The following is a 13,754-nucleotide window of genomic DNA, read 5'->3' as shown; positions in this document are numbered from 1 at the left end:
ACCTATTTGTTAAGTGCTCTATTGAGACGCTTTTTTACGGGTAGCGATAATAATAATGCTGAGTGTGGATATTTAATCATGTCGATAAATGCCGAAAGATCTTTGTGCTTTAACTTGGCAACGATCTCTAAATATTTACGCGCTGTGTTCATATTTTTAGTGCGATATTGCTGAGCGTTTACCGCACTGGCATCAAAGTTAAAGCTATTAACTAATTGGGTGTCATATTTCAGCAAGGTATCGATATGTTCGATATTAATGACACGTGAGATAGACCCTTCGCGAATGGTATAAATATAGCCGCAGTAATCGACAACTTGCGCTTTTGCACCAAAAGCGAGGCAATTAGCCAAGAAATAATAGTCTTCGCCAATCTTCACTTCTGGCCAATATCGCACTTGATGTTGTTTGATAAACGCATTGCGAAACAGTGGCTTAACATAACCTGTTGAATGTACATCACTGAACATTAAATTGGTTGCAATGAGGTGGGCAAGGCTGAAGTCGCCAACAGGTAATTCAGCACGGTTATAAATCGGTGTTGTTTGTACACCATCTGCGGTTTGTTCACAGAAGTTATCAATAATGATGTCGGTATCATTCGCTGCCATTTTTAGCATGACAGAAAGGCGCTCTGGTTGCATCGCGTCATCAGAATCGACCACTGCAATCCATTCACCTTGTGCCGCTTGAAAACCAATATTTCGCGCTGCACCCGGCCCACCATTTTGTTCACTAGTGAGCACTTTTACCCGAGGGTCGGGATGTTTGCTGACAACTTCCACGGTATTGTCGGTTGATGCGTCATCGACCACTAACACTTCAAGCTCAACGTCGGTTTGCTGCAAAACAGAATCAATGGCTTGAGTAATAAATTGAGCAGAGTTCCATGCCGCCATGACAACGGAAACTTGAATTGGATTTGCCATCTATAGAATCTCGTAATAAGTCAGATCAAGTGTAGCTTTTAACGTTGGCAAATAAGCCGTAAAAGAACCCACAGCCATGGGTAAGATCGCCTAAGGAATTGAGGATGCTACGGCTTGGCAGTAATGCATCCGGCAGTAACATCAGTGCGCCTTTTGCTAAGTAAGCGGAGCCTTTGAATAGGCAGCGAGCATAGCTTTTTGCAGGAGAGTTAATGCAAGATTCAATTTGAAACTCGGTGGCACCAATACGGAAACGACGCTTGAGCGCCCATTTCACATTAAGACGCTCTGGGCTAATAAACTCACTAATGATCGCATTTTGTACCCATAATATCTTGCCGTCATGACGACCAACTTGTTGGAACAATGCCTTATCTTCACCACCGAAAATCAGCTGGTTATTAAACGCTAATTGGTTTTGCGCAAAGAAGTGTAAATCAAGCAAAACGTTATTGGTTGCCGCCCAAGAAAGCGCAGCACCATCTGCCAGTTTACGTTCATGGTAAACCTTGGCTGCGGTATATAATGTTGCAGTGTCATCAGGGTAAATTGGAAATTGTGGCCCTGTAGTCACTTGAACCTGATTATTTTGTAAGGCGACAAATAACGTTTGGATCCAGTTTGGATCGGCAATTGCGTCATCATCAACAAAAGCCAAATAATCAAAGCCTTGCTGTTGACCGAAGCGTAACCCGTTATTACGAGCGAAAGGGATACCTGCTGTAGTTTCCAATTGATGATGGATAGTAAAAGGGGTGTGCTGATACCGAGCAATCGCCTCAACTACCGCTTGATTGTGAGTTTTATTGTTTTCAACAACCAAAATATCAATGCTAAATGTATCATTGATATTTTGCTGCTGTAGGCTCTCAATACACTGGCAGAATGTCGCCATACGTGAGCCCGTAGTTAAGGTTGTGAGCAGTACTCTTTTCATAATTTAGCCACGAATAAAAACGAACAAGATCAGTGAGTGTCACCGTATTGAGTGAGGTGCTGTTTGCCTAATAAACCACTTACCACGCCGAGGTGTAGGGCAACGCGCAACTTCCAAAAATACTTTTGGCTGGTTTCTTGATTTATAAAGCGCAACGCATAGACATAACTAAATCCAGCTTTAGCGCCAGCGAGGAATGTCTGTTTTAAGCGATTGAAGGTACTCGCGTTATCGAGTAGTAACATCTTGCCGTGGGTTTGCCCACAACGAAAACGACGTTGATAAAGCCAGTCATACTCGGTGCGTGCTAGTGGTACATGCTCAGAGGCTTCTGCCTGCTGAGAAAAGGCAATGGTGCCACCTTTCATCGTTAACTGACGAAAGAAAATCGAATCTTCACCGCCAGAGCAACCGTATTCCAAATCAAAGCGCAGTGGGTGCTGTCGAATAAAATCAAGGTTGATTAAGGTATTACCGGAGTTGGCGGTTTCAATCTTGCCACTTGGTGCGATGATTGGCTCTTTTACTGATTGTAAATCGAGCGCTTTCACCCATTCAGGTGCTTGCTCTGGGTAAATGCTACGTACTGGGCCTATCACCACATCTGCTTGTTCGCGTTGTGCGGTATCAAGATGGGCGCTTAGCCAGTTCTCTACCACAAATTCATCGTCATCAAGGAAGATCAAATATTGACTATGATTGAGTGCCCACTCTAAACAAGCATTACGTGCAATTGAGATATTAGAGGCTGGCGCATGAAGATAATGAATCGCTAATGGCGACTGCTCGGCGTAGCTTTCGATTAAGGCTTTTGAATTAGCGTCCACCGAGTTATCAGCGATCACGATCTGTATTTGTTTACCGTCGGGGATCGCGACCTTCGCCAAGCTATCGAGCGTGTCGGTAACTTCTTGGCGATGATATGTACATAAACCGATCGTAATTACATTAGGATCAATCATGAACAGGCTTCCTTCTGAAGGCTGGGAAGAGCAAGGCTGCACAAAAACCGAGTGACCAACCAAAGTGCATGATCATGGCTGGGATCCCTGAAAGCTTAGCACTGAGTGGGAACTGATCTGACTTACCCGTCGCGCCGACGAGTAAACAGGCGGCGATCCACAATAGAGCGGGTAGAGCAAAAATAAAATGCCACTCACTAAGCAATAACGCCATTAATAATACAGGTACCACTGATAATGGGATCAACTGACGCAGTTTCGGGATCGTGTGGTGCTTTATACAGTTAGCGGCACGACCTTTGCCATAGTTGTAGTATTGCTTAAATAGCGATTCTGGCGTTTTACGAGGGAAGTAAGTCATGTCCGTTTGACCCGTTAGCCAAATTTTGTAACCCGCATCGGTTAAACGCTTATCTAATTCTGCATCTTCGTTGGCGATGAAGGTTTCATCATAGCCTCCTACTGCGCGGTATGCCGATACTTTCATTAGTGCATGATGACCATGCTCAACCCACTTACCATCATTTTGTGCATTGCGGTGTGGTGAGCCACCGTTACCTAATTTGGAGTTTTGCGCGATAGCCGCTGATACTTGAAAAGGCGTGTGACCTTCGGTGTACATACTGACGACAACAGAATCCGCTTGGTGTTTTTCTGCTTCACTGAGTAAAGACGCAATGAAATCATCTGGGTACTGACCATGAGCATCAATACGAATGAAGTATTCATAATCGTCACCAAATTGATCCACCGCTAAGTTCATAGCAGCACTTTGGATCTTATCTGGGTTGTGAAGCAATACAATGTGATCATCTTTTTCAGACCAACGCTCCACGATTTCTTGCGTGCCGTCATGGCTGCCACCATCAACCACAACCAGTTTACTGTTGTCTGTTAATGATGGAGAAAAATGCGTTAAAAGATCACCAATATGATCAGCTTCGTTTAAACAAGGAATGATAATTAAACAGCTCAAAATATAACCTTTAAGTCTTAGTTAAAAAGCAGAAATCACTAGCGGAAGGTGATTTTTTTATTGGATAAATCAATCGATAAAAAGTGTCGTGAGAATAGGAGCAACAACACGATATAACAGCTTAAAAAGAGAATGGCGCTAAAGCACAAATTGAAAAACTCGTGAGTAAACGGCATTAAAGGCAGATTCATCGCAGCGAATGCAGTAATACCTAATGCGGTGTAAATAGGCCATAAACTTTTTAAATAGCGGTAAAACGAGGTGTTAATTTCACTGGTCACCAAGTAGGTCGAGGTGAAGAAATACAGTGCATTAACACCTAAGAAGCTCCACAGTACTGCATGAATATCAATGGTTGAGGCAAAGTACAATGTCGGCAGATAAATAGCCGCAATGATCATTTGTACTCTAAACCACAAGCGAGATCGGTTCGTCACGATGATCGCAGTTTTGTTGATCATGCTGTAAGAGATAAACAAAAATGCAATACAGAAAAACTGAAAATAACCTGCCGAGGTGATCCACTTTTCTGAGAACAAGAAATTGAAGATCGTCTCAGAATAGATAAAGCCATATACGAACAGTGGAGAGGTGATCGCTCCTGTAATGAATAAAGCTTGGCGGATCGCCCGTTGTAAACTTTGTTGATCGTTTTGGCTGTTGGATAAATACGGCAATGACATGTCATAAGACGTGCCAGTTAAGATATCGTTGATGATATTCGATAAGCGTTTGGCAATATTGAAAAAGCCTAAATCGTATTTACCTATGTTGCTACCAATCACAAAAGATTCAAAGTGGGTAGAAATGCTCTCAACGGTTGTGATTAGGGTGTTATATAAACCAAATTCCCACGTTTCTTTAATTAAGCTCCAGCGGAATGACCAGCCCAACATTTTACGAGTCGGAATGTAGACAGCAACCAAGTTGAAAATCGAAATAATGGTTTGTGATAACACCAGTGCCCAGATATTAAAATCAAAGTAAAGCAAACTGAGGATAGTCAAAGCTGAAACCATCGCACCTAAAATAGTGCGGTAGCCCAAGGCTTTGTATTTTTGCTCACGAACTAATATAAACGTGAGGGTATGACCTGCCGCATCAAAGGGCATTTTTATCGCCATTAAATAGAAAGCGAGATTAAATACCTGAGACTGAAAGCTAAAAAGGTTTAAGGAAATAACAAAACAAGCGATCAGTGCAAAAGCGAATCCCGATAAACTAAGAAACGCTAAAATGGTACTAAATTCGCGCTTGCCAAACTCGTGGTATTTAACAATCGCGCTTTGCCAGCCTGAGGGCAGAAAACTTGAAATAATATAGATGATGGATAGTGCAAGGGCGACTAAACCAAAGTCTTCTGGAGCCAGTATTCTTGCCGTATAAGTAAATACAGCGAAGTTAATGATCGGCGGAAATAGCTTACTGGAAAACAGCCACAACATACCGGATATGGATGACTTAGACATAGAGATGTTCTTTGATGTTGGTATCTAAGAGAAAGGCTCTCTGGAAAATAATACGACAAGTGAGAACACTTGCCGCATTGGCGCGGTAATTAGTCGAACTTACCGTCAGTGTCTTTAGACCAACGAGTTAACGCTGTTTGTAGGTTGCCTGGTAGTTCTATGTGGTTTTCAACTAACCAGCCAGGGTAAACATTGGTTGAGCGGATCAACTTCATCACGCGGTCAGGATGAATACCTATGTTTAGAAAGTTCACCAATTGCAGTAATTTAGCCGCACCAAGTACCACAAATTTTGGCACCATATAGACTTTAACGTCTGGAAAGTGCTCTGCTTTAAATGCTTCGATGATTTGTTCTAGGGTATAACGATCAGGGTAAGCACCGTTAAATAATTCAAAGTTATTGTCTGTTGCACGTGCCACTTCAATGGCAAAGATCAAATCTTCCACATAGATACAGGCTTTAATGGTGTCTTTACGACCTGGGTAGACAAAGAAGCCTTTACGCATCATTGCTGCAAGGCGAGTAAAGTTGCCGCCTTCACCTGGGCCAAAGACGACAGCAGGACGAACAATAGTCAGTTGATGCTCACTATTGCGTTCAAGCCATGCTTTATGGATTTGTTCAGCTAACATTTTCGAGTAGCCATAGGCTGAGTTTGGCGTTAATGGGCTATTTTCATCTTTTTGCTCTTCACCTGGACCGTATGGCGAAATTGAACTGGTAAAGACGATTTCTTTAATATTATTACGCTCAGCAAACTGACAAACGTTATTAGCCCCTGCAATATTGGTTTCGTAATACTCGTGAGTGGGGTGCCCTGGTGTGGTGTGAATCGCAGCAAAGTTGTAAATACAGTCAATAGGCTCATCAATCACTAAGTCATTGAGGTTTCTAACGTCATGGTTTATGTAAGTAACTTCATCGTGACGCACTTTAGGCTCGCGAATATCAATCGAATAAACCTTCACCCCTTCAGCAATAAATTTCTTGATGTAATGGGAAGCAATGAAACCGGAACCACCAAAAATAGCCACTGTTTTCATGAAATATTACCTTTATTATTTAATCTTTTTGCTTTGTGAGCGCTACTTTCTAGCTCAATCCAGCAAAAACAAAACATGACATGTGCGAGGGTGAATTGGGCAAACCAGTCAACTTCAAGCACACTTCTTGATATGAAAAACACAAAGTACGCAACGGGAATGAAATCACTTTTTTGAAAGTGTCCGCAGGCAATTAAACGAATGTTATAAAGCAGTCGTGCCAGTATCAAAAGGTAGATGGTGAGGCCGACATAACCGAAATGTACTGTCCAATGGATAAACATGTTATGGAAGTTAAATCCCACCCCTGGTGGTACTAAACCAATTTTCCACACCGCATCGCCGATCGGATTTCCAATCTGGAATATAGCATCATAGCCAGCACCTAAAATGGGCGCTTGGGCAATGGCCTTATCCCCTTCAGCCCAAATTAGTGTTCGGCTGGTTAAGGTTGGATCTTTCCCGATTTCAATCATGAAGTGGTTAAATTCAGGAGTGCCAAAGATGATATAGACAAAAATGATGACACACATAGCGAGCAAATAAAGCAGATTAACGGTCGCTTTTTGTGCGCGTTGGGTGATCGCAAAATTGGAGAAATGATATAAACAAAAGCACGCAAAAATAGAGCCAAAAGACGTTACTGTCGCCCCCAGAGATTTGGCTTTTAACAGGACAGCAATAGAAAAGACGATCGACAATAGCCCGATAATCTTTTCGACTTTATTCTTAGCTAGGGTGTAAAACAAACCAAATCCCACGAAAAAACCAATCGAAGCGGTTTGTGCTAAAAAGTTCTTACTACCAAGATAACCAATTAAAACGGTTTCTCCTGTCATACCGTTCGTCTCTACCCGGTGAGAGACTAAGCTCAGCGCCATAATAATAATGACGCTGCCTGATAAGCCGACAAAGAACTGTTCTTTTTTGATGTTATAGGCAACGGCAATACCTATCACAGTTGTTAAAATAAATTGTATTGATGAGCGAAATGTCGCTTCTGGATATTGTGACCATAATACGGAAAGCAAAGCGAGTATCGGGTAGACCATCACCATCCAATTATATTGGATTCCTAATAATGTTCGGTGAAGGTGGAATATAATAACGGTGCCACCGACAAGAATAAATAATAGGGCGGCCACCGATCCTAGAAAGGTATTCCAAACCAGTGCAGAAGTGATAAGGAAAGAGGCAGTAATACCTATTGCAGTATCTTTTTTAATTTCAAGCATCGTTATTATTTAAAGCGAGCGAATAACAGATAGTTAACCGCCCGCTAAACCTTTTTAAATAGCGGTTACATCACTTTATTGATCATAACGGCATCGATATTGATCCCATATGCACTGAACTTATGTATCGCTTGCTCTATGTCATTACGTTTGGTTTTATTCGCAGCGACAGTTAAGAGATTTACATCTGATATTTTTGCCACAATTAAGGCATCGCTACTAATAAGGCTTGCTGGTGTATCGATAATGATCTTATCAACATGCTGTTTTAATTCATCAAGTATGGCATTAAAACGCGATGATGAAAGCAGCTCTTGGGGATCGGAAACGGGCTCACCAGCGTTAATGACAAGCAAATTATCGAGGTGAGATTTCGCCATAATATCATTGATAGAAAGCGTATTATTGAGCAGCTCACTTAATCCTTTCGGTGTTGATAGTGCCGTTCCACGGTTATGAAGATCGACATGGATCAATGCCACTTTCTCTGTTTGTGCTAATGATTGTGCCAGATTAACAGCAAGTGTAGTCTTTCCTTCATTGGCTAATGCGGATGTGATCATCACGGTACGTTGATCTGGGGTTAATGCTAAATTCAATGCGGTTCTTATGTTACGGATCCCTTCAAAGAAAGCGGGTTTTTCTTTGATATTTAGCGTTTGTTCATCAATAGGACCTTTCTTTTTCGCTAGACGTTTCACAAACGGGAGATCACCTAATGAAAAGAGTGCGAAGTAACGTTCAAACTCTTCTGATGATTCAACCGTGGTATCGAAAAACTGGATAGCAAAAAGAATACAGAGTGCTAAGCCAAAGCCAACAATACCTGCAATCAAAACATTCTTTTTAATATTAGGGCCTGACGGATAAGCTTTTAGTGCGTAGTCCGTAAAGTGGGCAATAGAATCTTTGTAGTTATCTGTTGCAAGTGTTTCTTTTTGGCGATCAAGAAAAGCTTGAAGTAGCCGCTTATTGGTATCCACTTCTTGTTTAAGTGACTGATAATGTAACTTTTTAACAGCAAGTGATTGGAACTCTTCTTTTTTCTTGTTTATTTCAGCGGTGAGATCTTGTTCTTGACGTTGGTTGCTTTCAAGTTCTTTATGAATACCTTCAACTAAACGTGTCAGCATGCGATCTTTGCGCGCACGAATAGCTCTTAGTTGAGATTCTGCTTCAAGCATTTTCTCATGTTTAGGACCGTAGCGTTTTGATAGCTCTGCAACCAGATTCTCAGCATCTGTTTCCGCGTTAGTGATGTCTCGAATTTGTGGGTGATTAGAGATTTCACTGATTGAATCTATTTGGTTGTAACTAAGATGACGATTACCTCTTAGTGTGGTGTAAAGGGACTCTGTTTGTAAGCGTTTATCAGTTACTGCCGCTAACCGATTGGTTAAGTTAATCAATTCACTATTAGCAAGTTCATCAACCGCAATCGTATTAACCAATTTCTCTTTGGCTAAGTAGTCAGTGAGTTTTTTCTCTGAAGTATTAAGTTGCGCTTTTAATTCGGTTAAGCGTGAGGTTAACCAGTCAGAGGCTTTTTTATTTGTCTCTTCATTAATATCGACATAATAATTGATGTAAGCCTGACCTACAGCATTAGCAATATTGGCTGCTAAAGTTGGATCTTTAGAGGTGTACGTCACCATTACTAATTGGGTTTTATCAACAGGCGTGATCAATAAGTTTTTAGCAAAAATCTGCAATGCTTTTAATTGTTCTGGTGTGGTGTGAGTCAAACTATCATTGACACTTACACTGCCATCAGAAGGTTGTTTTAAATCAATCAGCCATTGCTTAATTCTGGCTTTTATTGAACCGTGTTGTGATGCATCCGTCCCCATAAACGCAGAATTATTCGTGAGATCTAAATTCGAGATCACTTTTGCGGCAATCACATTGGAACGCAATAATGCATATTGTGTGGCATAAAATTCTTTTTGCGTAGGATCGTAATTGGGCAAAGTTTGCAATGAAATCGGTTTTAGTGGTGTTGCATCAATCATTAATGTTGATGTTGCTGAATAAGAGTTCGTTGCTAATGGAGACTTCAAAAAAACGACAGTACAGAAAACCACGGTCAGTAACACAATCCACTGCCAATTATTTTTGATGCGATTAAAATATTTAGAGAAATTAATCGTTTCGTCTTTTACAACCAACTCTTCTGGTGATTTAAATAACATATTAATTTAACTCTATAAAAATTAGAAAAAGCTTTGTCCAACGACAATGATATCGCCAGGTTGAATTTCCATATTGACACTGGCATCGTCAGTTTTTAATTTGTTGTCAGCATCTTTAATGGTGATGTCATCCGTGTCAGCGCGATCGGTAAAACCGCCAGCAAGTGCAACGGCTTTTTCTACACTCAGATTCGGTTGATACTCGTAACCGCCTGGTCTTCTTACTTCACCTCCCACATAAATTTGTTTGAAGTTCAGCAGATTTACCATCACTTGAGGATTAAGAAGGTAGTCACCTTTTAATCCTTGTGTGATTTCATTTTTAACTTGCGATAAGGTACGACCTTTTAATGTGATAGCGCCAAGGTAAGGGTAATTAATTTGGCCACTGTCAGGAATCAGGATTTCATCAAACGATAAATTGTCTTCGCCATAGACTTTTATTTGGATCTTATCACCGGGGGACAGTTGGTAATGTGTTGTATCAATTTGTGCCGCATAAACATGGGGAACAAAGGCAAATAAAAACAAGCATAAGTACGCTTTTAATTTATTTTTCATAGCGAATCCAATTTAAAATTAGCAGAAAAGTAGACAATATTTTGGTCGTAATCATTGATAGGGACGGTCGAGCGATTACTTTCTTTTGTCCATCCAGTAACAAAGGTTAAATAATTTCTAAAGACATACCCGATAGAGGTTTCATAGCCTGTGGTTTTATCGGTTCGAAGACCACTGGTATATTCGTCGGTTAAATAGTTTGCCTTAACTTCGCTGTACAGTCGGTTAAGCCAAAAGTGTTTCCATGAAAAATCGTAATACGTTTCTTTGCGATAATCGTTTTTGGCATCAGGGTCGAGAATTTCTCGTTTTGTCTCTAATCGAAATGTTGAACGTTTTACTGGTGACCAAGCGAAATCACCTCGCCATGTTAAGCCACTAAACGTTGGACGATCGGCTTGAGCAAAGCTTTTATTTTGCCAGCCAAGCATCAGTGAACCATTGGTATCTTTATTGATGCCTAATTTCGATCCCAAAAAGAAATAGCTCGTATTGTTATCAAGAGTGCTGCCTTCAAATCGATTATAGAGATAAGTACGATCTTGATTTTCTATTCGGATAAAAAACGCACTCACATCGGAAGGGCGGTAAGTAAATTGACCTTCCAGTAATAGATCATTGAAGTCATCAAAACGAGTCGAAGATAAATCACCAGGAGCCGGTAAGTATCGGTAGTTCTTAAAACGCTTAGTGTTAAAACCAGCACCAAACTCTAATCGCCCTCGCGCCCATTGTGCCCCATATATGTAATCAAGCATGCCGTGCTGCGCATCGTATTTAACCGGTTCAGTTACATAGGGAAGAAGATCATCGCGAATGTCGGAACGGCCGTCATGTGATTGTATATATTGATATTTGAACTTTATTTTATTACGCATTGTAAAATGCTGCTCAATATCTAATTCTAAGTTTTGATCAATAAAATTATCTTGTTCACTGTTTAAGAACGTTGCTTTCTTAGCATAGTAGGTAAGATCATAAGTATTGGTACTTTTCTCACCATTAATAATAAATCCGGGCGTTAGCTCTATAACAGGAGACGAAATAGGATTTTTGGCTACTTGGGTAATATTATCGTTAATTAAATATTTACTGAAGATAAAAGGACTTACTTTTACATGTAAAGGGTTAGCCCATACAGAAAAAGTCATACAGCTTGATAATAATAGAAGTACTATTTTTAAACGCATGTCTTTTTTGTGTTCTCTAAATTAGATACTAAAAATGAATAAGCCTACGACTCTGAGGCGTGTGTTATATGATAGGTTTCGATTATTTTTTTACGCTACCGCCCTTAGGTTAAAGCTCCCAAAGTGCTTGTGGTGTTAACGCTAGAGTGACATTTTGTTGTTTTTTCTTTGAAATTAGCTTTAAAACGTCAGAAAAAGGTATCGCATTAACTATTTCTGACACTTTACTTAGTGTTTGTTACATCTAAGTTATGGCGTTAAAAGTAAGTCAATGGTAGCTGCAAAATCATAGGGTTACAATTTTATAATTTTCAATAGTGGTAGTTTGTCCTGATATCACAATGAGTGATGATTTAGCTATCCTTGATTTGTACTACTATTGTTTTATCTCGATATAGGATAACGCGATAACTTGTGAAAGTGTCAGAAAATTGACATATTTGCATGGCACAACATTTTGCGCCAGTTGAGGTAAAGATATTTAGCTGATATCCGCTGAAATTGTGATTGCCGTTTTTATTGCGTTGTACTTGGACTATGTAAAAATTCTACTAGCGTGATAAACTGCGCGATTGAGTATAAACTTTCAATAAGCGGCTATTAGAAACCAATAGTACGCTATCAGATTTGGAGTGAACTATGGCCAGTCGTGGCGTAAATAAGGTTATCTTAGTCGGTAACTTAGGAAATGATCCTGAAGTTCGTTACATGCCAAATGGCGGTGCAGTAGCAAATATTACTATTGCGACATCAGAATCATGGCGTGATAAAAATACTGGCGAGCAGCGTGAAAAAACCGAATGGCACCGCGTTGCTTTATACGGTAAGTTAGCAGAAGTTGCTGGTGAATACTTACGTAAAGGTTCACAAGTGTACATTGAAGGCCAATTACAGACGCGTAAATGGCAGAACCAGCAAGGTCAAGATCAGTACACAACAGAAGTGGTTGTTCAAGGCTTTAACGGTACTATGCAAATGCTTGGTGGTCGTCAAAACCAAGGCGGCCAAGCGCAAATGGGGGGCCAACAGCAAAACAATAATTGGGGTCAGCCTCAGCAGCCGGCTTCAGCACCTGCTCCTCAGCAGAACTATGCGCCGCAGCAGCAATCAGCACCACAGCAGCAGGCTCCTCAACAGCCTCAGCAGCAGTACAATGAGCCACCAATGGATTTTGACGACGATATCCCATTCTAAATCCTGTATAAAATAATCATTGAATATTAAGAAGCAGCGTTTAACGCTGCTTTTTTTATATCTTGATAATGATAAGTCAGGCGCTTTTTTTTATAAAATCAATAAAACATTTCGTTTTAGTGTGTTGATAGTTCAACTTTAGGTAGTAGGCAAATGTCGTCTGTTGGGGCAGTTGTAAATGCGTTAAAACAGGGATCAGTAAACCATGGGCTAACTCTCGTTGTACGTTTTGTGGTGAGATTAATATTAGCCCCATATGTTCGACGGCACTTGCGATTAAAATTTCTGGATTTGAGGTAGTGAAATTACCTTGTAAGCGTAGCGTTAACCCATTATCGAAGGCATATTCATGGGCGTGATTATGCTGATTTAGTAGTAAGCAATTATGTTGTGCCAGTTGCTCTGGTGACTCAATAGGATCATATTGCTCTAAATAAGACGGAGAGGCGTAAAATCTCGCATTATCTGAAAATAGGGGGGTGGCGATATAACTGGCAGAATTAAAATTATCGATTTCACTACAAATAATAATGTCGAGATTTAAATCAGGTAATTGTCCTGGCGTGATGGTGTGAAGCGTAATATTGATATTGGGGTATCGCTGACAAAACGCGGCAATAATATTGATCAAAAAATGACTTCCCGTACTTAATGGGGCGCCAACATGTAATGTGCCACTCATCTTTTCATTAGTTGCCGTCGTTTCGGTGATCAGCTGTTGCCAATGTTCTAATAACGTTTGACTTCGCTGAAAAAAAACATCTCCGGCATCAGTAAGTGATAAATGGCGGGTTGTACGTTTTAATAAAGGAACCCCAAGCTGTTGTTCAAGCCAAGACAAACGTTTTGATAAGGCTGAGTTTGATATATCAAGATACTTCGCGGCTTGAGAAAGCGATCCTTGATGAATGACAGCGACAAAGCTTTTAGTGCAGGTGATCCAGTCCATGGTGATAACCTTTCCTTGTTTCTTTCACGCATAATATGAGATTGATTGTTTCATTATGCGACACATTGTGTTTTGCTCAATGTAACGTATCGCGTTAAATGAAAATAGCGCGTG

Annotated in this window: 12 protein-coding genes; 1 reads left to right on the top strand and 11 read right to left on the bottom strand. The window is 40.5% G+C overall.

What is annotated here, in order from left to right; all coding sequences use genetic code 11:
- Window positions 1–2: 2 nt before the first annotated feature.
- From C9J46_RS07345 to C9J46_RS07300, 10 genes are all read right to left on the bottom strand, one after another.
- Complete coding sequence (locus C9J46_RS07345; RefSeq protein ID WP_107246272.1) at window positions 3–929, bottom strand: glycosyltransferase family 2 protein; 927 nt, start codon at window positions 927–929, stop codon at window positions 3–5.
- A 25-nt stretch (window positions 930–954) separates the two neighbouring features.
- Window positions 955–1,866, bottom strand: coding sequence for a glycosyltransferase (locus tag C9J46_RS07340; RefSeq protein WP_107206490.1), 912 nt, complete (start codon window positions 1,864–1,866; stop codon window positions 955–957).
- A 29-nt stretch (window positions 1,867–1,895) separates the two neighbouring features.
- Window positions 1,896–2,828 carry a glycosyltransferase family 2 protein gene (locus C9J46_RS07335; RefSeq protein WP_107260262.1) on the bottom strand — a complete coding sequence of 311 codons (933 nt, stop codon included), beginning with the start codon at window positions 2,826–2,828 and terminating at the stop codon, window positions 1,896–1,898.
- Complete coding sequence (locus tag C9J46_RS07330) at window positions 2,821–3,804, bottom strand: glycosyltransferase family 2 protein (RefSeq protein ID WP_107206492.1); 984 nt, start codon at window positions 3,802–3,804, stop codon at window positions 2,821–2,823. The genes C9J46_RS07335 and C9J46_RS07330 overlap by 8 nt, the downstream gene beginning before the upstream one ends.
- A gap of 38 nt (window positions 3,805–3,842) precedes the next feature.
- A complete protein-coding gene (locus C9J46_RS07325) occupies window positions 3,843–5,273 on the bottom strand; it encodes an oligosaccharide flippase family protein (protein WP_107206493.1) in 1,431 nt (476 codons plus the stop codon).
- Window positions 5,274–5,362: 89 nt separating this feature from the next.
- Complete coding sequence (locus tag C9J46_RS07320; RefSeq protein WP_107206494.1) at window positions 5,363–6,319, bottom strand: NAD(P)-dependent oxidoreductase; 957 nt, start codon at window positions 6,317–6,319, stop codon at window positions 5,363–5,365.
- On the bottom strand, window positions 6,316–7,554 hold the full coding sequence (locus C9J46_RS07315; RefSeq protein ID WP_107206495.1) for an O-antigen ligase: 1,239 nt from the start codon (window positions 7,552–7,554) through the stop codon (window positions 6,316–6,318). The genes C9J46_RS07320 and C9J46_RS07315 overlap by 4 nt, the downstream gene beginning before the upstream one ends.
- 65 nt (window positions 7,555–7,619) lie before the next feature.
- Complete coding sequence (locus C9J46_RS07310; protein ID WP_107290710.1) at window positions 7,620–9,746, bottom strand: polysaccharide biosynthesis tyrosine autokinase; 2,127 nt, start codon at window positions 9,744–9,746, stop codon at window positions 7,620–7,622.
- A gap of 21 nt (window positions 9,747–9,767) precedes the next feature.
- Window positions 9,768–10,307 (bottom strand): polysaccharide biosynthesis/export family protein, encoded by a 540-nt coding sequence (locus tag C9J46_RS07305; protein WP_107246278.1) that lies wholly within the window; start codon window positions 10,305–10,307, stop codon window positions 9,768–9,770.
- The gene (locus C9J46_RS07300; RefSeq protein ID WP_107246280.1) at window positions 10,304–11,497 is read right to left on the bottom strand and encodes an outer membrane beta-barrel protein; all 1,194 of its coding nucleotides are present in this window, start codon (window positions 11,495–11,497) and stop codon (window positions 10,304–10,306) included. The genes C9J46_RS07305 and C9J46_RS07300 overlap by 4 nt, the downstream gene beginning before the upstream one ends.
- Window positions 11,498–12,136: 639 nt before the next feature.
- Here C9J46_RS07300 and C9J46_RS07295 point away from each other — a divergent pair.
- Window positions 12,137–12,691 (top strand): single-stranded DNA-binding protein, encoded by a 555-nt coding sequence (locus tag C9J46_RS07295; RefSeq protein WP_005371054.1) that lies wholly within the window; start codon window positions 12,137–12,139, stop codon window positions 12,689–12,691.
- 76 nt (window positions 12,692–12,767) lie between these two features.
- Here C9J46_RS07295 and C9J46_RS07290 read toward each other — a convergent pair whose 3' ends face one another.
- Window positions 12,768–13,640 (bottom strand): LysR family transcriptional regulator, encoded by an 873-nt coding sequence (locus C9J46_RS07290; RefSeq protein WP_107206499.1) that lies wholly within the window; start codon window positions 13,638–13,640, stop codon window positions 12,768–12,770.
- Between the last annotated feature and the right edge of the window lie 114 nt (window positions 13,641–13,754).

This window comes from Photobacterium sp. GB-36, assembly GCF_003026135.1.
Taxonomy (GTDB): Bacteria; Pseudomonadota; Gammaproteobacteria; order Enterobacterales; family Vibrionaceae; genus Photobacterium.
The sequence above is the reverse complement of the archived record's forward strand: the minus strand, read 5'-3'. Positions and strand labels throughout refer to the sequence as shown.